Annotated in this window: 22 protein-coding genes; 8 read left to right on the forward strand and 14 right to left on the reverse strand. The window is 45.7% G+C overall.

All coding sequences use genetic code 11. The features are described 5' to 3' along the window. Positions 1-7: 7 nt before the first annotated feature. The 10 genes from KO501_RS16810 to KO501_RS16855 form a co-directional block, all read right to left on the reverse strand. A complete protein-coding gene (locus KO501_RS16810) occupies positions 8-1,150 on the reverse strand; it encodes an aromatic ring-hydroxylating dioxygenase subunit alpha (protein WP_216030850.1) in 1,143 nt (380 codons plus the stop codon). A gap of 106 nt (positions 1,151-1,256) precedes the next feature. Continuing rightward, the gene (locus KO501_RS16815) at positions 1,257-2,630 is read right to left on the reverse strand and encodes a nucleoside recognition domain-containing protein (RefSeq protein WP_216030851.1); all 1,374 of its coding nucleotides are present in this window, start codon (positions 2,628-2,630) and stop codon (positions 1,257-1,259) included. A 76-nt stretch (positions 2,631-2,706) separates the two neighbouring features. Continuing rightward, positions 2,707-4,323: a 5-guanidino-2-oxopentanoate decarboxylase gene (locus tag KO501_RS16820; protein WP_216030852.1), complete on the reverse strand. Its 1,617-nt coding sequence runs from the start codon at positions 4,321-4,323 to the stop codon at positions 2,707-2,709. Positions 4,324-4,410: 87 nt separating this feature from the next. Further along, positions 4,411-5,268 (reverse strand): hypothetical protein, encoded by an 858-nt coding sequence (locus KO501_RS16825; protein WP_216030853.1) that lies wholly within the window; start codon positions 5,266-5,268, stop codon positions 4,411-4,413. Beyond that, entirely contained in the window at positions 5,265-6,878 is a 1,614-nt protein-coding gene (locus tag KO501_RS16830; RefSeq protein ID WP_216030854.1) for a sulfotransferase, read from the reverse strand. The genes KO501_RS16825 and KO501_RS16830 overlap by 4 nt, the downstream gene beginning before the upstream one ends. A 51-nt stretch (positions 6,879-6,929) precedes the next feature. After that, positions 6,930-9,371: a TonB-dependent receptor gene (locus KO501_RS16835; protein WP_216030855.1), complete on the reverse strand. Its 2,442-nt coding sequence runs from the start codon at positions 9,369-9,371 to the stop codon at positions 6,930-6,932. A gap of 304 nt (positions 9,372-9,675) precedes the next feature. Then, on the reverse strand, positions 9,676-10,839 hold the full coding sequence (locus tag KO501_RS16840; RefSeq protein WP_216030856.1) for an iron-containing alcohol dehydrogenase: 1,164 nt from the start codon (positions 10,837-10,839) through the stop codon (positions 9,676-9,678). Positions 10,840-10,862: 23 nt separating this feature from the next. Next, complete coding sequence (locus KO501_RS16845) at positions 10,863-11,978, reverse strand: serine hydrolase (protein ID WP_216030857.1); 1,116 nt, start codon at positions 11,976-11,978, stop codon at positions 10,863-10,865. A gap of 28 nt (positions 11,979-12,006) precedes the next feature. After that, positions 12,007-12,999 (reverse strand): carbon-nitrogen hydrolase family protein, encoded by a 993-nt coding sequence (locus KO501_RS16850; RefSeq protein WP_216030858.1) that lies wholly within the window; start codon positions 12,997-12,999, stop codon positions 12,007-12,009. Positions 13,000-13,038: 39 nt separating this feature from the next. After that, on the reverse strand, positions 13,039-14,226 hold the full coding sequence (locus KO501_RS16855; protein ID WP_216030859.1) for an MFS transporter: 1,188 nt from the start codon (positions 14,224-14,226) through the stop codon (positions 13,039-13,041). A gap of 359 nt (positions 14,227-14,585) precedes the next feature. On the opposite strand from KO501_RS16855, the gene KO501_RS16860 reads away from it, so the two are divergent. Then, positions 14,586-15,491 (forward strand): LysR substrate-binding domain-containing protein, encoded by a 906-nt coding sequence (locus tag KO501_RS16860; protein ID WP_216030860.1) that lies wholly within the window; start codon positions 14,586-14,588, stop codon positions 15,489-15,491. A 9-nt stretch (positions 15,492-15,500) separates the two neighbouring features. After that, entirely contained in the window at positions 15,501-16,316 is an 816-nt protein-coding gene (locus KO501_RS16865; protein WP_216030861.1) for a LuxR C-terminal-related transcriptional regulator, read from the forward strand. Between the two features lie 75 nt (positions 16,317-16,391). Here the strand turns inward: KO501_RS16865 and KO501_RS16870 are convergent, their stop codons facing one another. Further along, positions 16,392-17,147 carry an SDR family NAD(P)-dependent oxidoreductase gene (locus tag KO501_RS16870; RefSeq protein ID WP_216030862.1) on the reverse strand — a complete coding sequence of 252 codons (756 nt, stop codon included), beginning with the start codon at positions 17,145-17,147 and terminating at the stop codon, positions 16,392-16,394. Between the two features lie 323 nt (positions 17,148-17,470). Here KO501_RS16870 and KO501_RS16875 point away from each other — a divergent pair, with 323 nt between their 5' ends. Next, positions 17,471-18,202 carry a FadR/GntR family transcriptional regulator gene (locus tag KO501_RS16875; protein ID WP_216030863.1) on the forward strand — a complete coding sequence of 244 codons (732 nt, stop codon included), beginning with the start codon at positions 17,471-17,473 and terminating at the stop codon, positions 18,200-18,202. A gap of 798 nt (positions 18,203-19,000) precedes the next feature. Here KO501_RS16875 and KO501_RS16880 read toward each other — a convergent pair. From KO501_RS16880 to KO501_RS16890, 3 genes are read right to left on the reverse strand one after another with little or no spacing between them, the layout of a single operon-like run. Continuing rightward, positions 19,001-20,626 carry a PepSY-associated TM helix domain-containing protein gene (locus KO501_RS16880; protein WP_216030864.1) on the reverse strand — a complete coding sequence of 542 codons (1,626 nt, stop codon included), beginning with the start codon at positions 20,624-20,626 and terminating at the stop codon, positions 19,001-19,003. Continuing rightward, positions 20,623-20,922 (reverse strand): hypothetical protein, encoded by a 300-nt coding sequence (locus KO501_RS16885; RefSeq protein WP_216030865.1) that lies wholly within the window; start codon positions 20,920-20,922, stop codon positions 20,623-20,625. The genes KO501_RS16880 and KO501_RS16885 overlap by 4 nt, the downstream gene beginning before the upstream one ends. Beyond that, positions 20,922-21,185: a hypothetical protein gene (locus KO501_RS16890; RefSeq protein WP_216030866.1), complete on the reverse strand. Its 264-nt coding sequence runs from the start codon at positions 21,183-21,185 to the stop codon at positions 20,922-20,924. Before KO501_RS16890 ends, KO501_RS16885 begins: the two co-directional genes overlap by 1 nt. Positions 21,186-21,695: 510 nt before the next feature. Between KO501_RS16890 and KO501_RS16895 the strand changes: the two genes are divergently transcribed. The 5 genes from KO501_RS16895 to KO501_RS16915 are packed head-to-tail and all read left to right on the forward strand — an operon-like array spanning position 21,696 to position 23,511. Continuing rightward, complete coding sequence (locus KO501_RS16895) at positions 21,696-22,049, forward strand: hypothetical protein (RefSeq protein ID WP_216030867.1); 354 nt, start codon at positions 21,696-21,698, stop codon at positions 22,047-22,049. Further along, a complete protein-coding gene (locus KO501_RS16900) occupies positions 22,021-22,500 on the forward strand; it encodes a hypothetical protein (RefSeq protein ID WP_216030868.1) in 480 nt (159 codons plus the stop codon). The genes KO501_RS16895 and KO501_RS16900 overlap by 29 nt, the downstream gene beginning before the upstream one ends. Before the next feature lie 16 nt (positions 22,501-22,516). Then, on the forward strand, positions 22,517-22,726 hold the full coding sequence (locus KO501_RS16905) for a hypothetical protein (RefSeq protein WP_216030869.1): 210 nt from the start codon (positions 22,517-22,519) through the stop codon (positions 22,724-22,726). A gap of 3 nt (positions 22,727-22,729) precedes the next feature. Then, a complete protein-coding gene (sodN, locus tag KO501_RS16910; RefSeq protein ID WP_216030870.1) occupies positions 22,730-23,212 on the forward strand; it encodes a superoxide dismutase, Ni in 483 nt (160 codons plus the stop codon). An 11-nt stretch (positions 23,213-23,223) separates the two neighbouring features. After that, complete coding sequence (locus KO501_RS16915) at positions 23,224-23,511, forward strand: S26 family signal peptidase (protein ID WP_216030871.1); 288 nt, start codon at positions 23,224-23,226, stop codon at positions 23,509-23,511. The last annotated feature ends 128 nt before the right edge of the window (positions 23,512-23,639 follow it).

The following is a 23,639-nucleotide window of genomic DNA, read 5'->3' on the forward strand; positions in this document are numbered from 1 at the left end:
TGAGATCCTACTTGTGGCTTGATGCGGCTTTCATCTGTTTTAGCCACATTTGGTGGAAGGTCATATTCACCTGATCCCATGCTTTATTCAAGTGCCCTTGATTGGCAATAGTATTGCTGCGGGTTACTTGCAGTTTGTCGAGCAATTCTATGTCTTGTTCATTCACTTCGTTGAGCACCTCGTGAAGACGATCTCGCTCGGCCTGATATTCGTCACTGGCCGCGTCTTCACTTACCACATAAATACTTAACGATTCGTCTGTGGTGGTTTGACCCATGGGCTTAATCACGATGGTTTGAACCCAGCAGGGATCCACAAAAAATAAGGTGTTAGGGAAAATACCAAACCATTGCTGGGTGCCTTTTTTATCTTCAGGTAAGCCCTGCCAATGGGGTAATTGCTTACTGGTTTTGGCTGGTTTGGCACTGGCGCCATTTTTTAGTCTTAACCCTACAATATCGTCAGACAAAAATAAGTCGTCCTGTTCCAGTACCGACTCCACGGTGCAGGCTTGGGAGTGCACAAAAGGCACATGGTAGCCGTCAAGGAAGTTGTCCACGGCAAGTTTCCAATTCACTTCTCCGGCATAATCGGTGGTACTTACCATCTGAATGTCATCTTTAGGGTAGTCGGACAACAAGTCATCAAGGGGCTTAATAAATTCGTCAAAGGGTTGGGCGTCACCGCTGACGTTAACAAAGATAATGTCCCACCAGACAGCAAATCGAACAGGGATCAGCCCTTTGTCAGCTTTATCTTCAGCAGACATCACTTTGTTTTCTTTACCGAAGTAACGAGGGGCACTTAATAGCGAGCCGTCAATTTTGAAGCTCCACTTATGATAAGGGCATACCAAAGAACGTTTGTTGCAGGGTTCATCTACTAACGGTGCGGCTTTATGACGGCAAATATTATGAAATACACCGATTTCACCGTTTTTATTGCGAATGGCAATTAGTGATTGCCCAGCAATACGAATAGGCATGATGTCGCCAGGTTTTGGAATTTGCTGACCACAGCCAATACTGGCCCAACCGTTGGCAAAAATGGCGTCGCACTCGGCGCTATAAGTATTAGGATCTTTAAATACGCTTGCTGGTAGTCCATGCAAAGCAACGTGTTCACTGGTAATAGAATCTACCACGGTCATTGTTTACTCCAGATTGTTCGGGTGCCTGTTCTTTATGTTCTATCTAACCACAGCCAACAAACAGGGAACATACGAAGAATGTTATGTTGTTGGTAGTGAGGCTGGGTTAAAACAGAAGATGCGCCATGCCATACAAAATAGGAAAGGCGATAACAGTGCGAATCGCAAAAATAGCGATTAATTGCATAATGGTTAATGGAATGGCAGAACGCATAATTAAAAGAGCGGTTTCTGCGAAGAAAATAAGCTGGGTAATCGAAAGGCCGGCTAAAATAAACTTGGTAAAGGGGTCGGCGATGTTACCTGCAATAATGGTGGGCACAAACTGATCCAATAGCCCGATAAACATACCTGGCGCTGCCATCTCCGCTTCAGGAATACGTAGCAACTCAAGCAGTAAATACGCCGGATAACTCAGTACTTGCATCACACTGGTGTTGTAATACACCGCTAAAGTTAAAAACTCGATGGCCATGGCTGCAGGCATCATCATGAGGTATATGTCGAACATAGACCAAAAGCCTTTTTTCATAGACTGCAGCGGCGACGGCGCTTTTTTGGCCGTAGAGATAGCACGTCGACCCGCCACCACTAAGCGGCTTTCACCAGAATCCACATCTTCGTTAAGTTGCTTTTCTTGTCCTTCAAAATACTCGTCTTTGAATGAAGAAAGGGGCGGTAACCGGGGCGTAATCACGGCACATAAAATACAAATACCAAACATGGTGCCGTATAAAGGCAGAAAATACTGCTCGATACCCGCAACCTGAGAAGTCAGTAGCACAAAGGGAATCGACACCACCGAAAAATTGGTAGCAATAACCGCTGATTCTCGGGCGCTGTAATACCCTTGTAAGTACTGATAGTTGGTCATCACCACGGCAATGCTTGAGGAGCCTACCCAAGAGGCCAAGGTATCGATGGTGGCGCGTCCGGGCAGGTTAAAAAACTTTTGGAAGCCTTTTTGCAACAAGGTGCCGATAAAATCTAACAAGCCATAGTCGGTAAGAAATGGCAGGAAAAAACAGCCTAAGCCAATTAGCAAGAAGATGGCGCCAGCCACATCAATGTAAGCAGTGACACCGGTTTCTTTGCTGGTCACCCATTCTGGCCCCACTTGAAACAAGGTCATGGCGGCGGTGAGGCCACCAATAAGGGTAAGCACTGTCCACGACCAATGCGTGGCCATGAGCCGCCGACTATGAGGCAGGCGTATGGCAAAGGCATGAGGAGTAAGGTTGTAAATAGCCGACAATACCGCGCCTAAAATAAAGATGCTGCAAGTAAAGTACTTCATGTTGTCGCCCAACAGGGTCGCAAAGAAGCTTGAGACTACGCCCAGTACGATGGTCCAAGAGCCGTCATAGGTAAAGGGTACGAGGAAAAAGCCAATACCAAATAACGAACAGCAAAACAGTTTTGCCCATACAATTAACGGTGTGGCATCGATTTTTGCGGTGGAAGCTTCTGTTTTAATCATCGTGCTCTCCTGTTGACGGGGGAACCGGCGCTAGCTGAAGTAGAATTAAGATAAACGTTCATTAACCTCGGCTCCTTTAAAATGCATAGCCGCAATCGAGTGAGGCTTCGTCTAGCTCGATAAGAAAGGGGCCGTTGTGTTGTTTCGCCTCTACTAAGGCCTTTTTAAGATCTGCCAAGCTATTGGCTTTGGCAGAGGGACAGCCCATGGCTAAGGCCAGTGCCGCGTAGTTGGGCGAGGTAATATCCACCCCAGTACGGGTTACTTTGGCATCGTCCATAAATCGACGAATTTCACCGTGGCCACTGTTGTTCCAAACGATATAAATAACCGCTACGTTGGCATCTACAGCGCTGATAATTTCATTTAGACTAAATTGGCCGCCGCCATCGCCGGTTAAACCCACTACCGCGTTATCTGGCGCTCCTAGCGCCGCACCAATGGCAGCAGGAAAGGCATAACCTAAGGTGCCGTAGCCGGTGGTAGAATGGAAATAACGGGCGGTGTGTTGGGTTTCATAATAGGCCTGTGCGTAATACGCCGGTTGGGTAGAGTCACCCACAATCACGCAATCACCTAATACTTCGGTAAGGGTTTTAAAAAAGCTGGCGTACACAGGCTTCTTCATATCCCGGGTACGCTCTTTAAGTTGTGTGCATAACCCCACAATATGGTCGTTCATATCACGGTTTACATCTGCCAGTGTGTCGACGATTGCCCCTAACGCTTGTTTGGCATCAGATAATACCGGCACATCAGGGCGATGATTCCTTAACAACTGAGCATTGTCGATATCTACGCGAATAAGCTTCCCGTCAATGGCTAAATCGCCTAAAAAGAAAAAGTCATAATCGGTTTCTGATAATTCCGTGCCTACTGCCAGTACAACATCAGCCTTTTTTTCAATTTCTTCTCGAATAGCTGGGTGAGAAGGGGTAGAGCCAATACTTAACGGGTGATCGCCAGGGATCACCCCTTTGCCATTGCAGGTATTAACCACAGGCATCGCGAGTTTTTCTGCCAGGTTTTTGGCTTCTATGCCTGCATTTCGGGCACCACCACCTAAGATCATTAACGGGCGCTTGGCGTCTTTTAATAAGGCGGCGGCTTGCTCAATGCTGCTAGGATTTGCGATGGGGCGGTGGGGTAATGGCCAAGGCGTTAGATCAAGGTGGCTGGCATCGGCCGATAGCACGTCAATGGGAATTTCGATGTGCACCGGGCCCGGACGTTGACTGTTAAATACGGTAAATGCTCGGGCAATGACTTTAGGTAAATTGTCTACGCTAAGTAAGGTGTGGTTATACAACGAAACCCCAGCCGTAATGCCGGCCTGGTTTGGTAGTTCGTGCAATCGCCCTTCGCCCATGGCTAGCTGTTCGGTACGATTCACCGACGAAATAACTAGCATTGGAACGGAATCTTGCATGGCTTGACCCATGGCAGTGATGATGTTGGTCAATCCGGGCCCGGTAATGATGTAACAAACCCCAGGTTGGCCGGTTACTCGGGCATAGCCATCAGCCATAAAGCCTGCCCCCTGTTCGTGGCGCGGGGTGACATGGCGAATATTCGTGTGGTTAAATCCGCGGTAAAGCTCGATGGTATGAACCCCAGGAATACCAAAAACGGTGTTTACACCATAGGCTTCCAGTAACGCGGTTAACGCTTCACCACATGTTCTTTCCTGCATAACGTGTTATTACCTTTACTTACACACCTCATTACCTTTGTAAAAGCATTTGGCCTTTGTCGCCGGTAACGGCGTTTTATTGTCTGTTTACTGGTCAGCCATGGCCTGTTGCCATAATTGCTGTGCGGTTTCCCGTAAAATCAGTGCTTCTTCCCAGCGATCGCTTAACTCTTCGCCGTTGCCATCGGTAATGGCATAAACCGGTGGTCCTAATTCGCATAAAAATACGCAGGCATCGTCGCTTTGCTTACCATGACGTTTTAACCATCCTTGAAAACCTTCTAGCCACCACTGCTTGAATAAATCAAACCAGGGCTGGCTTTGTTCGAACATAAGAGGAATCTGCACCTGTTCTCGGGTGGCGACTCGGCCATGAAAAGCTTCTGCGCGGGTCAAAAATTCTGAGATACGTTGGTTAGCCATATCGTGTAGAGGCAAGTAGTATTCCTGATTGACTAAAGTGTGAGATAAATCTGCCACCATAAGTAAATCGGGCACGCGATCCATCAGTTGTAAGGTAAACAAAAGGTCGTTTGTCATGCAGTTTCGATGAATTTCTACATGGGAAACAATGCCTGCTTTTTCACTAATGGCCATCCACTGACGGGTAACCTCGGCCACATTGTCTACGTTGTAGGGTTCTATCTGTCCAACGATGGCAATAAAGCGAGGCTGCACCGGCTGACTGGCAACAAATTCGATGATTTCTTCATAGTGGGGCACACTTTTCACAAAGGCGTTGTACACCAACTCTAAGCCGTACTTCTGTAACAGGGGCATGGCGGTTTGAATGGTCTCAAAGGAGTGGTAACCGATATCAAAGCTCAGACCCACAAAACCGGCGTCAGCGATTTTCTTTATTTTTTGTTCCAGGCTTAACTCGAAACCGTCTGGGCGTCGGTATTCCATGGCCCACATAGATTGAAAAACATCAAGCTTACTCATGATTGTTCCTTGCTGGTATCTGGCATGATGCCTTGTGCTGCAAAAGCGTTTTTTAACGGTACAAGGTGCTTGTCAAATTGACGCCACAGGGCGACTGAACGCTGATAAATGGGTTCACGAACCTGACTGGCACTGGCCGTTTGGCTAGCACTGCTATTGCGATGAAAATGAAGGCAGTCGTCGGCCCAAGGGAGCTGACAAAACTGCAACAGTGTTTGAGTTTGTGTGTGTTGGTGCTTAACAAGCTCTTCGTATTCCACGGTATGAATTTGGCCGGGGAAACGTTGCTTCCAGTTTTCCATTAACTGTTCATAGGCCGCGATAAACCGCGCGGTATCTTCAAGGTCGTAAGAATACTCGTAGCCCCGATCAAACAGCATTTTGAAGTTGCTGATGGCTGCATCAAAAGGGTTGCGCTTTACGTGAACAATTTTGGCGTTGGGTATGGCTTGCAAAATGAAGCCACAGTACAAAAAGTTGTAAGGTAATTTGTCGACAAACTGGGTAGCACCTTCAATGTTGTTATTGGCTAACTGCAGGTAACGGTTAGCCAGTGTTTGTAGTCCGTCGTTATCTAAGGCGTTGATTAAATCGGCATTGAGGCCATCTAAACCTGCAGAAAGGGTTTTCCCGCCGGCCTCTAACAGCGCCATAGGAAACGCATTAAGCTCGCCGCCACTGGTGACTTGGGGGTGAGAATCTAAAATACGTTCTACCAAGGTGGTACCGGTACGAGGTAGCCCAAGTACAAAGATAGGGGTTTGGGTTGCGTCGGCTTTAGGGCTAGGCAACGCCGCAGTTTGCAAGGCATCGGATACAAGGCATACGGTGTCCATAAGCAAGATATCTTGTGCCACATCGTAAGGGCGCTGTGTACGCTTTAACTGTGCCCCTTTTTGATAGCTGTTAAATGCATCATCAAAGTTACCGGTGTCTTCTAATACCTTGCCTTTAGCGTACTGCAGCATGATGTGTCCATGGTGGCCTGCAGGCAGGGCTTTTTCACATTCATCGATGGCTTTAAGCAAAGGCGAAAGGGTTTTCACTCGGCGAAGTTGGGACAAGCTATAACAAGCTTGGTAGCTGTCAGGCTGTAAGCGTAAAACGTCTAAATAAAGCTGTTCTGCATCATCAAGCTGGCCTTTAAAACGTAGCAAGGCTGCCAGGTGATTTTTGCTGCTAACACTGTCGGGGCAAAAACCAAGCGCTTGGCGGTGTGCATTGATGGCAGCGTCAATATTATTGGCGGTATAGTACAGTTCGCCCAGTTTGTCCCATGCTTTTGCACTGGTGTTTCGCGACATTATGGTGCGTGCGCGGTCTAGGGTGCTTTTTGCTGGTGCAAACACTTGAAGGTGTAAGTAACAGCCTGCCAAATGAAAGTAATGCCAACAAGTATCAGGTTCACAGTCAATGGCTTTAAGTGCCATGTTGATGGCGGTTTTACTTTGCCCTAACCCCATGCTGATGTCTGACAGAGCTATCCAAAGCTGCCCACTTTTGGGGTAAACTTTTAAACCCTGAGTGCACAATAAGGACGCTTCGGACAACTTATTATTGGCACGGTGCTGTTGCACCGCTTCGTAATATTGATTTGCTGAGTTAAACAAGCAAGCGCTCCCTTTCAGAGCCCTTCGGCAATTGCCGAAGGGAAAGGCCGATTAAAAAGCATAGCTCATTGAAATACCCACAGTCCGTGGTCTTACGCGGTAAAGCTGATCACCTAGTTGGGCAATGTCGTATTGCTCACCGGCTTTACTTTCGCCTGCAGACTCATCAATGATGTACTTGCCATCACCATCGGAAGCGGTGGGATCATCAGCGTTAAACAGGTTGTCGGCATACACAGAGACAGACCAGTTGTCTTGCTTGTATCGCACACTGGCGTTCCACAACGTCGAGGAAGGAATTTCATCAAAGCCTGTTTCGTAGAAAATAGACGGAGAATCAAAGCCAGTAACAAAACTGTCTTTATAAGACACGCCTAACTGAGCCGTCAGTGTCCCTTTATTCATTTGTTGAGTGTAAATGAGGGTACTCACCAAGGTTTGTTCAGGAATGCCGGGTAAGGATTCGCCTTTAGCGCCACCATAGGTACCATCAGCCACTATAAAGTCTTCACTTAGTTCTGCGCTGGTATAGGTATAACCGGCGTTAAGCTTAAAGCTATCGCTAAGCTGGGCATTCACTTCAATTTCAATACCCTTTGATTCTGCACTTTGGGCATTGATCATGGCTGGGAAGCCACCGTTGGGTGATTGCACCAGCAAGATAGGATCTTCCCAGTCGATGTAAAATGCCGTTGCACTGTAGTAAACGCTGCTGTCGAACAGATTGCCTTTTACGCCCACTTCATAGTTGGTGGTTTTATCTGGTTCAAAGAATAAGTATTCTTCACTTTCGGCAAAGATGCCTGTGGTAGGTAAGCCGTTTGCGCCACCGTGACGCGTGCCTTGTGAAATATTCAGGTAAACTTTTGTATCGAGGTCAATGTCGTAGGCCACATTGAAGCGATAAAGCAAGTCATTGAAGTCTTTTTCATCTTCGCCAGCGGCATAACCTCTAGGATCCGTACCCGCGTTTTCGGTGTCGCCACAGGTAAAGAAGCCTAAAGTGGTATACCAAAACTCTTCACAAGCGGGCAATAACACTTCCTGCTTGGCATAAAAGGTTTGCTCAAAATAACGTAAACCTGCGGTAATGCTTAAGTCGTCAGTGGGGTAGTAGGTTACTTCACCAAAGATGGCGTAGTCTTCAAATTCGGTATGCTGAATGTTGGCGTAGCCCACATCCTGACTTACAGGGTTGGTGATATTAAAGGCTTCATCCAACCCGTATACAATATCGTAAGCTTCGGCATCAAAGTCTACTGAGTTGTAGTACAAGCCCACTAACCAGTCGATGTCATTGTCCGTTGAGCCGGTTAAGCGTAATTCCTGGGTGAAGGTATCAGTACTAAAGGCTTTTTCACCGCCAATAACTTCCGTCGCTGGCGCGGTTCCGCCTGTATAACCATAATAGGATACATAATATGGACCCCACCACGAAGAATAGCCATAGTTATAGCTTTGGTCATAGATGCTTTCGGCATCGTTATTCGTAATGGAGGTGGCAGAGGTGATTTGTGCAAAGCCCAGATCGTGTTCGATAACCAGTGAGGTAACACTGGTTTCCCGCTCAAACTGTTCGATAATTTTTGCGGCAGACTGATAATCATCTAGCCCTTCAGATGAGGCAGTGGAACCTTGAACATTATCTTTTTGATGGTTATACGAAAGCAACACTTCGGTATTTTCCGTCGGTAGCCAGCGAGCCGAAATCCGTGCCATTTGCACTTCTTCATCGTTGATGTCTTTGGCGCTGCTATATTCACCGGTGGGCTGCTTATTATCATCAAGTACGGCAATGTAATCGCTGTCGATATAACCGCCATTTTCCAGTTGCATGATCACGCCGCGAATGGCGAAGTTATCGGTAATTGGTAGGTTGAGGGTTAATTCCACATCGTGGTTTACATCACCGGCACCGTCTGTAGAGGAAAGTTTAGCTTTTACATTACCCGAGATTTCGTCAAATTCCGGCTTGTTTGGAATATAGCGCATGGTGCCGCCTAATGAACCTGAACCATACAGGGTCGATTGGGGGCCTTTAAGCACCTCGATACGGTTCATATCACGTAATTCTAGGTTGGCGAATAAGGGGGTTTCACCTAAATAAATGGAAACCACCGGATCTGTTGTCATGGCGAAATCTTCTTGGGCACCACCGGTAAGGTTTAAACCACGCATAATAATGCCTGAAGAAATCCCATTCTTGCCGCGACCAACATCGGACAGTACAAGACCGGGGATCGCGCGGGCTAAGCTAGAAAAATCTGTAATGCCTGCATCAGCCAATGCTTCTCCACCGTAGGCGGAAATACTGTACGGTACTTCCTGAATGGTGGTTTCTCGGCGGGTGGCGGTTACAGAAATAGTCTCTATTGCATTAGTATTTGACGCTTGCTCAGCTTCTTCGTCTGCTTGTGCTTGAGCCATGCTCGGTAATGGTGAACCGAGGCAAGCACAGCAAATAGCAATACTTAATTTGTGTGGTTTAAACATCAAAATATTCCCTAAAATGTAGTCTTGTTATCAGTGGTACAGCTTTTCTGTTTTTATCTGCTGTTATCCATACTAGGGAGGTGCTTTTTAACCGGCAAACAATGAAAACTCCTAGTGCTATTCCAAAATGGAATGGTGCGATAGAACAAAGGCTTCGCTGTGGGTTATGGTAAATAGGATGGTGTTACGTTTTATAAAAGAATGAAAAATAGCCAGTAAAATAAGAGAAGTGTCGAACACTCAAATGAGGGATTCCCCATTTGAGTACTCGATGAACACAAATTTTTTTGTCTTGGTTAGCGTGTTAAAAAGCGGTTTTCAAGATGTGGAGAAAATTCGCCTCACTCATCGTCACAGGGTTGGTCTGATGCTCGGTATCTTTATATGCCAAAGCAGCAATGTGAGGCAGTTGTTCGGGTTTGACATGTATTTCTTTTAGCGTGTTAGGAATGGCCAGTTGTTGGCGCAATTCCTCTATCCAAGCAATAAAGCCCTTAGCGGTTCTGTCCGGTAATGCTAATAAGTTGGCTAATCTTGTCAGTTTTGGTGCTATTACAGAAAGGTTAAATTTAAGCACATACGGTAATACAACGGCGTTTGCCAGCCCATGATGAATATCTAGCAGTGCGCCAAGGGCATGGGCAATGGAATGGACTGCGCCTAAACCTTTTGACGTAAATGCAACTGCTGCTATGGAAGACGCGGCCATCATTTGTGTGCGTCCGGGTAATAAATCGATGCTGTTTACACTTTCTGATAAATGCTCATAACACAACCGCACCGCTTCAAGGGCGATGCCATCGCATAGTGGATTAAAATCTGGTGCACAGTAGGCTTCAATGGCATGAGTTAATGCATCCATGCCGGTCCAGGCACTAAGATGTTTAGGTAGGGAGATCAGTAGCTCAGGATCTGCGATGACAGCAAAGGGAAAGTGGCTAGGGTGATAAGCCACCCGTTTTTGACCGCGCACCTCGTCGGTGATTACGCAGGAGCTTCCTGATAATTCGGAGCCTGTCCCCGCGGTTGTAGGTATGATCATCATAGGGACAAAATCATCGCTAGCGCTGAGTTGAGGTAAGGTGTCAGGATCTTCAAAGTAGCAAAATAGCCACAGATCTTTTTTATTTCGTGCGACCAAAGACATGGCTTTAGCCACATCAATAGCACTTCCACCACCAAGGGCAATTATGCTGTCGCTGTTGGCGCTCTGTAAATATTCTACCCCTAAATCCACATTGCTTTTGGTGGGGTTACCTTTGATTTCGCTAAAGGTACTGACGAGAAAATGATTGGCTTCCAATTGTGCGATGAGGGCTTTCGTGAAAGGTTGTGTAAGCACTCCAGCGTCGGTGACCAACATAGGCCGTGATAAGCCTTGTTGCTTTAACAAATCTAGGGTGTGCTTTACTGAACCTGGACCAAAAGTGACGTCCGGTACTGTTACTTGCCAATGTGAGATAGTCATAACTTACTTCGCTAATGTGTGGGTTAAGGACGATTGTAATAGGCAACAATGGCTGCAGTAATCGATTCAAGATTGTCAAAGTAGGATTTTGGCATGGGGTCGTCACCGTTTATGCCACCAAAAACCACGACAACGATATCTGTTTTAGGGCAAACAAAAAGATATTGTCCTCCCCAGCCTGAGTGTGAATAACCGGTTTCGGATACGGTTAAAGACAAGCTATATTTATTAGAAGAGTTTGGCATTTTTGTGATGGCTTCTTTGCGCGCTGCGGGTAAACAAGTGCAATCACGTAACAACATGCCATAACGGGCAAAATCACGGGTTGTTAGGATAAGTCCGGCTCCAATACTTGGTATGCCTTCATGATCAACTGACATATAAACGGTGTCCTCACCGCCAATTTGGTGCATGAGTTCCCTGACTTGAGCCGTCAATGGCTTATCCATTGCCCGCTCAAGGATCCACCCGCTAACTTCTGTATTTATGGTGGCGTACACCATAGTATTGTGGGTATTTTCATTGCTACTATGGTGCGGTAAACGTTTAAGGCTTTTGGCAAAATCTCGTCGAGAGATAGGCGCATGCTCATTAAGCGGTAAGTAACCAAAGCTTCTTTCATCGGCAAAACGAATCTGTTCAAGGCGGCTACCCGCAGGAGCGGTATAGGCCGTCATTTCATTAAATTCGTGTAGTACATTCATGCCCATAATGTCTTTCACCGAGCGTCCGTGAAAACCGTCTCCTATTTCAGGAATATATTGCTCAACATTATCGTGAATCGAGATCCGTCCGGCTAAAATCGCTTTTTCCAGCAACAAAATGCTGACAGGTTTGGTTGCAGATTGTGCACTATGTAAACTGGATGGAGAAAAGTCATCAGCATAGTGTTCAAACACGATATGGCTGCCTTTTAGAACAACAAAACCATCAATGTCAGGCTGTTCGCTTAACGCTTTTAGCTGAGGTTGTGCGGCAAGGACTTTGTCATATGAGGCTGTTAAGGGCCTTGTTGTTCTGGCATTTACGCTCATTAAATCGGGCAAAATGTGCTGTAATTGCCGTAATCCCAGTTTACGGTTTAATTGCCAGTTATTCAGCGATACGGAGCTTTTTGCTAAAACGTCTTTTAAAGCCATAACAATTCCACAACTATTTTGTAAGTACTTACTTTGCTAATAGGCTTGTACTTTCGTCGTCTTTCCACGCCACAATTTCTCTTTCCGTGCGATTCACGGATAACTGAAATACATCGCTACGTGAATAATGACCCACCACGTCTAAATCATGCTTGTATTGATTGGCTTCATCTATATCAATATTGGCGTAAAGGATACCGGGTTGGTCGAAAAGTGGTTCAACAACCCATTCTCCATTCGGGCCGACAACCGCACTACCGCCGTTAAAAAAGAGATTTTCATCTTCAAGTACGGGCCCTGTGGCCCCCAATCCTTTTCGATAGGCTGCTCTTAGTGCTTCAGGAACATCGTCGGCACGTAAATACTGGGCTGCCGAGACAACAAAACATCGTCCTTCAAAGGCATAATGCTTTACTGACACAATGTGACTGTCTGCCATATCCGGCCAGCAGGCAATATGTATTTGCTCATCTTGAAAGTGCATTGTTTGGCGCATTAATGGATGCCAATGCTCCCAGCAAATGAGGGATCCGACTCTGCCGCTGGTGGTTTGAGTGACTTTTAGACCTGAGGCATCGCCTTGGGCCCAAGCAATGCGTTCTGTGTGAGTGGGGGTTAATTTTCGATGAACATTAAGGGTTTCACCCTTAGTACCAATTAACAAGGTGCTGTTATAAATGGACCCTGCATGTGGGCGGGCGCGTTCGTTTAAACCTAGTAACACATTCACATGACAGTCTGCCGCAGCTTGTCTGATAGGCAACAAGCTGTCGCAGTTAATTGTTGGGCATTGCTCAAGAAATTTACCATGCCAATACCTTGCTTCTGCATCATCCCAAATTGCAAGATCAAACACCCAAGCGGGGTAACCGGTTAACCAGCTTTCAGGAAATACGACAAGGCTAGCACCGTTTTCTGCTGCCTCACGAATAGCCAATTCAGCTCGTCGTACTCCTTCCGCTAAATCTAAAATGGCGGATGGGATTTGCACAATGGCTACTTTTTTATCATTTTGGGACAAAGTCTTAACTCCCCTTAATTCATTGTTGCTAATAACAATTTAAATAGCATTTTTTGCAAGAACTTGGTTTTTTAAGGTGGTGGAATAAACCACGTAAAGTGAGCACAGAAGGCTTAACGTATAAAATGCGCCACATGAAAATAGAGTAATCTGAAAGCTGTTGGTGGCATTGAGAATATAACCATGGACCCATAAACCGAAAGAAAGACCGCACCAATACATGAGCATGGACAAGGCGGCGATATTTTTATTGCCTTTACTTATGTGATCCAGCTTTCCCTGTATGACAGGTACGGTATATGCCCAGCCTATTCCGGTAAGAAATAAGCTGAGGGTATAAAATGAAAACCCTTTATTACCGGTAGATAAAAAGACGATGGAAAGCCATGTTATTAGCACACCAATCAGAATCAAATATTGGCTTTTAAGTAACTTTTCACTGGATTCAACAAAAAAGGCTGCAAACCCACAGACGGCGCTTACTGACAATACGAATATAATATCGTCAATATCTAGGTTCCAAGCGAGCCCCAGTCTTTCGTAAAATGCCCAAGAACCGCCTACGCCTATCATGAGAAATAAAATGCAACCCAATAGTGGCGTAACCAAGGCTATGTTTGCGATTTTCTGATGGGTGACATTGTGGCTTGAAGTGGTTTTGGTGGTAGCGGGAATGCGTAGAAATTGTAATAACAAAAGTGAGACAAGTCCTAGTGCAGCTAACGAAATGAAAAGCCCTTTTGTGCCGTGAACCTCGATAATAAACGGTAGAATAAACAGGCCAATACCACTGGCTGCAAACATGCCCAGCATATATAAACCAAAGCCTCGCTTTTGTCTGGGAAATAACGTAATCGCAGCAGCGACGCAGCCGCTGATTAGGCCGGAGGCGATACCAGAAATAAACCTTACGATGGCGAGAATATCGGTACTAAGTATGAATGCAGACCAGAGTTCAGCAAGGGAGATAAGGGTGATCCCCAGTAACGTGCAATGCTTTAAACTCATATGTCGCATGGCAATAATGGAGAGTAGGGTACCAATGGCAATACCAAGAAAATTACTCATGAAAATAAAACCTGCCACATCGGGCGAGGCATCAAGATAATCACTTACCGCCCCCACCATGATGGGCAAAAACTCGATAACACTGGCAGCAAAGGAACCAATTAGCGCCAAAATGATATGTTCCCATATGGGGTTTTTATTCGTTTTAATATCTAACACTATAAAATCTCTGTTGTGAGTGTGCTGATGAATGCCTTTTAAAGCTACCTGTGTATGTAACTCGCGGTGTTCATGCTTTAACTCAAAATGAATGCTGAAAATACCGATGATTCAACGTGTTATGGAGAAAAGTAGAAACGATTTAATATCATTACTTTCTTCACTATATTGATGAGGGTTTTTCGCGGCAAACAATGAAAACTCCTAGTGCTATTCCAAAATGTAATAGCCTGTGTCACACTGATTTTGTACCCTGATTGTTTTGCAGCCTTATGTACTAGAAATGCGGCCAAACGATGCTGTTTCCCATGGGGTGGTAGTAGGGTATTTGCTATTGTTAGTGCATAGAGAGACACGCCATGAGAGGAAAATTACCGAGTATTATTTCACTTCAGTGTTTTGATGCTGTGGCCCATCATTTAAATATGACCTACGCGGGTGAAGCCCTTCATTTAACGCAAAGTGCAGTAAGCCGACAGGTAAAAAACCTAGAAAGCCTCATTGGTCGTAAATTGTTTTATCGGCAAGACAACCAGCTTATTTTAACCCCCGTGGGCGAACAATATGCCGAAGAAGTACATAAAATTCTTACCAGCTTAAATGCCGTTACCCAGAAGATTTCTTCGAACACCGAATTTAAGCAAGCGGTAAAGCTTAAAGTGGTTACCGAACCCACTTTTGCCATTGCGTGGCTAATGCCAAAGCTCAATGAGTTCTACATCAATTACCCGGATATCGAAATCGATTTGGGCACCGATTATGAATCGGTTACCCGTAATACCCGCCGCTGCGATTTTGCCATTTTATGGGGCGACGCCGACTGGCCACATTACATTGCCGAGCCTCTACGAAAGGAAACCTACCTGGCGGTGTGTACACCACGTTATTTAAGAGGCCGCAAAGCCGTTAAAACCATGCGTGAAGTGGCCAATTTCGACTTTATTCATCAAAGTAGCGCCCGTTCTACCACGGACCAATGGTTTTTAAAGGCAGGATTAACGGAAAAAGAAATTTCTATGATTGGTGGGCAGCATTTTGATTACTTTATTTACCTGTTACAGGCGGTAAAGAACAATATTGGGGTGTCTATTTTACCGGAATACTTAGTTAAAGAAGACATCATCAACGGCGATCTTATACTAGCTTGTGAGCAAAGTTTTAGCCCAGACCAGCGTTTTTACATACTCTATGATGAAGAACGTCAAGAAGACTATGCCATCCGTCAGTTCAGAAAATGGCTGATGACACACAAAGATGACATGTAGAGCACATCCATGAAGCAGTCACACATTCCCGCTGTCGCCCAAGATGTTGAGGGTATCTCGGCATTAATTATGGCCATTGGCGAGCCGAACTTTTACGAAGCGTTGCTGGTGTATTTGGCCACGGTGATCAATTTCGACAGTGCCTCTGCGATTTTATATAAGAAGGGGAATGCGCCAGAACTATTGTTTGCCAATTTTACCGAAACCGAACAAGCCATTTTCTGCGCCCGATTTTTAGATGGGGCCTACGTGATCAGCCCCGCTTATCAGGGTTTTGTAAATGGTTATCCTGATGGTCTGTATCCGTGGTCTAAACTCATGCCGCCAGGGTTCAAACAGTCGCAAATGTATGATGCGTATTATCGGCCCAGTTGTATTGAAGATTTATTGTATTTTTTCGTCGATACAGGCGCCACAGGCTATATGCAGTTTAGTTTGGGACGGCATTCGCCAAGTAAGGTATTTGAGCAACACGAAATACAGCAGGTGCAGGGTGTGGAAGGGCTTGTGATTGGTTTAATTGCCAAACACATTGAAATGGCGGTGTTGCGTCAAACTCTTCATCCTCAACCCCTTTCCCGTCTGGTCTCTGACCGTGTAAATCACTTATTAGAAAATTTTGAGGCTGAACGTCTCACCAGTCGAGAGCGGCAAATTGCTAAGTTGATCATCATGGGGTATTCGTCGCAATCGGCGGCGGATAAACTCTGTATCTCGCCGGGTACCGAACGGGTGCACCGGGCTAAGCTTTATGCGAAGTTAAACTTGCGGTCAAATTCAGAGTTGTTTTCGTATTTCTTAAACTTGCTGACGCAAGCGGGGTAGGACACAACAAAAAAGAAAGCCAAGTAAACAAGGGCGTTTGCTTACTTGGCTTAACAACAAAAATGAGCGGGGAATTTAAATTCCTAGCGCTTGGCCACCGCCAATTTGAATGGTTTCTGCGGTAATGAACGAGGCATCATCGCTAGCGAGGAACGCCACAACCGACGCCACTTCTTCCGGTTCACCTAACCGTCCAAGCAAGATGCTGTCTTTCCACGATGCAAACACTTCAGGTTTAGTTGCTTTAATTTGCGCATGGAACGGGGTGTCGATGGTACCTGGAGACACAGCGTTAACTCGAATACCCGCCGCTGCCAGTTCTTTTGCTAGCGCCCGCGTAAGCACATGCACGGCACCTTTTGATACACCATAAATACCTGCACCAGGCCCGCCTGCATTCCAGCCGGCATTAGAGGTGCAATTAATAATAGAGCCACCGGTGGTCTTTTTCAGATAAGGAATGGCGGCGCGGGATACAAAAAACGCACTGTCGACGTTAAGCGCCATCACCGAGCGGTAAAATTCGGTAGACATTTCTTCCATGGAGCTACGTCCGCCAAGGCCACCGGCATTATTTACCACAACACTGATATAACCGTATTTGTCGCCAATAGCCGCAACATGCTTATTCACCGCTTCATCGTCGGTAACATCAAAGCTGACGTACTCGGCGTCTATACCCGCGTCTTTTAATTCAGCCAGGCAGGCGGCGCCTTTTTCATCGTCTCGGCCATTTAGCACCACGGTATAGCCATCATTTCCTAAACGCTTGGCAACCTGAAAACCGATGCCGCCAGTAGCGCCGGTGATTAAAGCCACTTTTTTAGACATAGTGAATTACTCTTTTTGGTTAATTAGATAAATGCTGTTTTACTTATTTATTACGGCAAGGAAGTACCGCATTACGGATTCTGGTGCGGTACATCGCCATGCGATCTGTGTAAGACAGTCAGTAATGACCAATTTAGATTATTTGGTAACAATGATCCACCTTATTCACCGAAAGACGATGAAATGGGAGCACTTTTAAGTAGAAAAAAACCGCTGGAAAGCCTTCATAACAGGGCGAGGAGGCTTTGCGCTTGGCTAAACTTCGGGCTACAATTGCGCCTGCTGTTACAATTAATAAAAAAATATTAAAAAGGTAGAGAGTAATGAAAGCTCGCCGGCTATTCTGGAACATCGTTGATAAATTAGAGGCTTTAATAGACCAAGGTGTTTATCCTGTAGGTAGTCGGTTGCCACCCGAACGGGAATTAGCTGAAACCTACAATGTAAGTCGCCCCACCATACGAGAAGCCATCATTGCACTGGAAGTACGGGAACGTATTGAAGTGAAAACAGGCTCTGGTGTCTATGTTGTCAATAAAGGCGCGGCTAGCCGAGTGGCAAAACCCATCAGTGCGTTTGAGTTAACTCAGGCACGGGCATTGGTAGAAGGGGAGGCCGCAGCACTTGCCGCCGCAACCATCCAGCCTGACGAGCTAGCGGTATTAAAGCAAACGTTGGAAGACATGTGTGTGCCGGCACAGGCCGATGCTGCCGACCAACAGTTCCACGAAGTCATTTCTGCGGCAACCCGTAATAATGCCATTATTTTATCGGTAGAAAATTTATGGGAATTAAGAAAAACAGTACCTGAGATCATCGCGTCTTACGGTGAGGTGTGCTCCCAAAGCAGCGAACAAAGACTAAAAGAACATACTAGTATTTATGAAGCCATTGCCAGTGGCGACCCATCCGCTGCCAGACAAGCCATGCACAATCACTTTAATCGTCTTATCAATGCATTATTTGATGCCAGCGAGGCAAAAGCCCTGGAAGAAATTAAGCGTAAAACCGATGAGACCCGAGGCTTATATTCTATTTCTCACCTCAGTAAATAAACCCCTAAAAGTAAAACAGGCTTCATAAAGAAGCCTGTTACTTACGTAGGGTACGCACGTGAATTGCGTTTTCTTATTGTTCAATTAATGCAACCGTTAGGCGGTATGTACCGAATCCTATAAATGAAAACCGAGGTCGACGTCGTTTTTCATTGATTGCCTCGAAGCACGTAACACCCTTCTTATACAGCGTAATGCCACCTAATGCTTTTGCCGCTATGGGGGACGAGAACAAAACCTTACGTGGCTAATTGCTTGCCGTAAAATTGGTCGCAATTAATGTAAGACCAAATATAGTGACCAAAATTTGCTTTGTCAAAGCATTTTGTAAGATAGCTTTGTCTTTTATGTAGCCAAGCTTAATAATGCTAGGCCGTCATTTCTCACATTTTTGCCCTTAAATTGCGCCGATAAGAAAGCGATAAACGCCATCGTATTTTCTAATTGGAAATAATTATCATTTGCATTATGAGGGTTTGATGAGTATAGTTACATCATAATAAAGAAAGACAACGCAGTATGCAGGTATTCCGCAGTCTCTGGAATCAACAGCAAGGCCGTACATATACAACCTACATTAGGAGTCGAACGATGGAAGCACTTGTGTTTTTAATGTTGGCTGGAGGTACAGCCGCTACATTTGGATTTGTGGTACGTTTAGTCGGACATACAAGTACTGAATGAATATCCCTTCGCCACCGTCTTTTGTAAAGGTATGGGCGTCGATTAGATTCTAGCAATCAGATCCCAGTTCCACACCTTCAATGGTGGCATTTCTATCCTTTCACAATTACTCTCTTAGCGTACATTGGACGGTGTTATGTTATTACCGACCAGGTGCGCGGGGGCGTTGTTAGCAATAAACCAAATGCTATTTTTATCCCCTTGGTAAGCCCGTTGTGTGGTTTTTCGCCCGCCATAGAAAAACAGTAACGCAAACCCAATCGCCCCTACTTCTATTCCTATAGCGCCTGGTGTGGTGACGGACCAGGCTTCGTTATTAGATACCAAGAACATAACAAGGCTGGTAACAGGAACCCCGACGCAACTTATCGCTAAGGCATACTGTAGGTGGATGGCACTGAGTGCCGCGCCTTTCCAAAAGCTATACACAATCGCGAAAAAGAACACCGCATAGTAAATAGTGAGGTACATGGGGTTTATGCTTTGATTGAATAAATACAACCATTTAGATGACAGCATGCAGGCCGCTACACCGAATACCGAGCCTAAGCATACGCCCACGGTAAGGTTGGCCATCACGCGATTAGAGCGAGACTGAACAGGTTGCTTTTTACGTCGCTTTTCTAACCATAGCAAGTTCCCGGTGTAGAACAATGCGGCGCCCATTAGCCCTAAGATAAAATAAATCCAGCGACCCGCATCGTTAGCAAAGTTGCCGAAGTGCAGCGAGAAAAAGCTAGTGACAAGGGCACCATATAACCCGTTTTCTTCAGTACTGAGGGTGGAATAGATAATGTCGGTTGTATAAGGATCCATTGTGATGATATCTGATTCTGCTGCCCGCTGTATTTTTCCATCACCAACAACGTTTATGCGCAGTGAAGCCCCAGGGCCTTCTAATTTGCTAAATGTGAGGCTTTTTACCGTGTATCCGTCGGTGGTATCGGCCACTTTTTGCAGGTAAGTAGATAGGGGCGGTAAGGTATTAATATCTTGGGTTTGTGACGATCTGGGCATGGGGCTAAACATGGGTTCATCGCCATAAACAACAGATAATCCGTCGTACATTACATCGTGAAAGGCGAATACCACCACAGTCCATGCAATCATTAAATGAAACGGCAGACTGGTGATCCCCAACAAATTATGTGTATCTAGCCAAAAACGGCTTGACCCTTTTTTCTGGCGCAAAGCAAAAAAGTGCTTCACTAAGGTGGGTAAAAGAAATATCACCCCCGACACCAAGGCAACAAAATACAAGGCCGACGCCACCCCTAATATCACCACGCCAAGATCTTCGTGCCCTGCTTTGCCGGGAATTCCTGCGGTGCGATGCAGCCAATCCACTAGATCACCTAAAACATTTTGCTGCGTGCTTAGAGTAATCAAATCACCGTTTTCATTTAAGGAGGCTTGGCGTACTTCATCTTTTATACGCAAACCGCGACCGCCACCTTGTTCAACCCAAGTCATTGGCGAAAGGTTATCGTCAAGGTTAATGGTAAAACCGCGTTTTACTGTTTCATTTTCCGATGCCGCTAATTGAATCAGGGTGTCTTTTTCGGCCAAGGAAACCTGAGGCAAGGTTTGGGTTGTCGGTATGGCCCATTGAGTAATGGGCGTTTGAAACATGGTAAGGGCGCCGGCAAAAAAGGCGATAAACAGTACAAGCCCGGTGGTGATCCCCGTCCAGGTATGTACCGACTGATAGATGCGAAGAATGTCACTGCGTATTTTCATAGTACATACCTTAAAAGCACGAATAGCCCCCAACAAATGACGTTTGCCCCGCCAAGGAAAAGAAACGCCCGGGTGCCGGTTCTAAACAAAAACGAAAATGAAATAATAGCTAGCCAAATAGGGCTGATCATCCACATATTAAACTGGTTTTTATTCGCCCCATTAATGCCTCCTGGGCCATACCAGGCAAACAAACCTATTATGGCAAAGGCCAAGGTTAAGCCGAGGACTGCGCTGGCGATGGTTTTTGACCACCAGTGAGGTTGAATTTTTTGGTCTGCACTTAAACGAGCCATCAGGTGGGATTTCCTGCTTTAACGAGTGACACAAAGGGCACCGCAACTAAGGTGATCATCAATGCCGATAGCCAGGTGAAAAAAGCAGAGGCGACAGAAAGGGTCAATAAAAAACACACCAAAGAAATGCCAAGTTGGGCGTAACCGACAAAGCGGTATAAGTGGGGAAGGGGGCGCACAAGAATGCGTTGTTGGCGATTGGTTAGGTAAACAAATACGGTACCTGAAAGCGCCAATATAAATGCCATGAAAAGAAAAAGCATGGTGAACTTCCTGTAATTAACTATTAATTCTTAAAACACGTTTTAGCGGCTAACTTACTGACAAAGGCCATGTTGCCTTATGCCGGTTGTTGTAAGTGCACTGCCTTTAGCGCGCGTAACCACACCCATAATCCTAGGCACAGCCAAGCATCCATATCGCTAATTGATAACAAGGGGAGCACGTCTTTTAGACGTAATATTTTATTTTAATTTTTATCAGAGTATACATAAGCCTAAGGGTTTATGTAAATGGTAATTATTACTATTAGTATCTAGAGGTGTTTTTTCTGCAAAGTCCGAACACAGTTACCGCCTGCCTTAAACCATGGGTTTTATCATACCGTCAGCTTCTTAATAATTCCGTAAATAGTAACAATTATCATTTGCATTGTTGGTTTTTAGTGTCTAATGTAGATATTGAACGATGTATAAACATCGACCCGTTAACGCAATGTAGGTTGGGCGCTCTTACCGGTCAGACCCTAAAACAGTCAGCAGAAGGTATTACATATGAAGGTAAATTTTCTATGTCCCAAACATTCGGAGTGGGTTTATAGCCACCCGGAAGAAGCTGTTCACTTTCTCGCTAGAGACGAATATCAGGGCGCTATGCTTTTTGTCGACGGTCAAATTCGTGAAGCCATCGCTTACTTAGGGTGTGCCTTTGATATTGCGGCCATCCTTTATGAGCTAGACGAAGGGCAAAATGTCACGTTTAAGCGAAAGTTAGAGTGCTTATCCGATTTATTGTGCCAGGCGTACGCAAAGCTTGGGCTGCATGAGTACCGAGTGGCAGTTAAATCCCGTCTCGACAATCTGTTTTTCGATGTGCTGTATGGCGAAATTACGGTGCTACATGCTTAGCGTACTTAGCCTAGAATGCCATCGCAAATACCTTGTCTGGGAGAAAGTGATCTTAGATGGCAACCGAGACTATATGGCGGGAGAGCTAGACATCGCCCGCCTGAAATATTTAAGAGCCATTGAGCTGGCCCAAGCTATGGTTGCGCTAGAGCCAAATCTTCGACCCACGGTTGGCGCATTGCTTGTGAGTTATCACAACCTTGCCGATCTTTACGAAACGGCAAAGAACATCGACTTGGCCGAATATACACTGAACAAAGCCCGTAGCCGAATTGCTAAGTTGGCAAAGGCGAACCCCTGCCACGAAGTGGTGTTGTGGGGAATACGGTTAGCGTCTGAACAAATCTATCTATTTAACAAGCGATATGGTGTACAGAAAGATAACGGTGGCCCGGCTTTCAACACCGAAAATCCTGACGACAGAAAATATGCCTATGGGCCCCTGCACTGAACAAAGGGAGTAGATCATGAATAAACGATTTCTTTTGCGACTACAGCTAGTCATTGTCACGGCAATGTTTAGTTCTGTTCTATATGCTCATCCGGGGCATGATCATCATCACTGGACAAGCGTTATCTTGCATGTGTTGTTTTATGCCTCGTTAACCGCAGCCGCGGCAGCCTGTGGATACGCCGGTTACAAGGCAATACAGCGTAATCGCGCAACCAGAGGGTAAGTCATGTTGCATCAACTATTAACCAAGCTGGATAACCACGTGGGCTTTGAAAAAGTCAGTGCTCACTGTGATATTCCCTGCAAAATTTATGATCCTATTAGTGCTCAGCTTGCCGCTTTAAGTGTGATCCGATTTACGGATCTCATTAACGAGTTATCGGCTGACAATGGTGCACAACTGGTGCGTTTGGTCAGAGAAAAAGAAATTCATGCGGAAAAAGTAAAGCAGGAAGTGCGCGTAATATGGGGCGACTATTTTAAAGCGCCGCAAATCGAGCAATATCCTGATGTGCATGACTTGGTGCACAATATCATGATGGCAGGCTCAGCCTGCAAACAGCATGTGGATAGAGACAAGTCTTTACAGTTACTGGCTTTGGTGAACCAATTTGCCGGTTACTTTTGGCACTCAAAAGGGGTCCAAACCGTACAGGCAACGTGCCCATATCCACCGGCAGAACAAGTGGTTTACCCTAAACTGTACTGATGCTAAGTGTGATGAAAGTGGCTGGGCGCAGCATGATGCCTGCGCTGCCACCCGGCTCCTTTGTGTTGGTGTTTAGCCCAGGAAAATGGACACTGGATGTGAACGATGTGGTGGTATTTCGTTGTCCTAACCGTGGCAAATTAGTCAAACGGGTGTTGTCTGTAGAACCCAATAAAGGCTATTTTTTAGGTGGCGATAATATTGCCGAGTCTATTTCTGCCGCCGAAATTGGCTGGGTTCCCCGTCGTCAGATCATCGGTAAGGTGATTTGGCATAGCGTTAAATCGGCAACGGCCTAACGGCTTGAATTTCTTCGCGCAAGGACGCAATTATTGCTGCTTATATTGGCTAAAAGTTCAAAGGCGGGAATAAAAATCAACCTCTATACTCTTTCTCCATAGCTTAGTGGCCGCTTTATGGCACCGGC

Source organism: Alteromonas sp. C1M14 (assembly GCF_018860965.1).
Classification (GTDB): Bacteria; Pseudomonadota; Gammaproteobacteria; order Enterobacterales; family Alteromonadaceae; genus Alteromonas.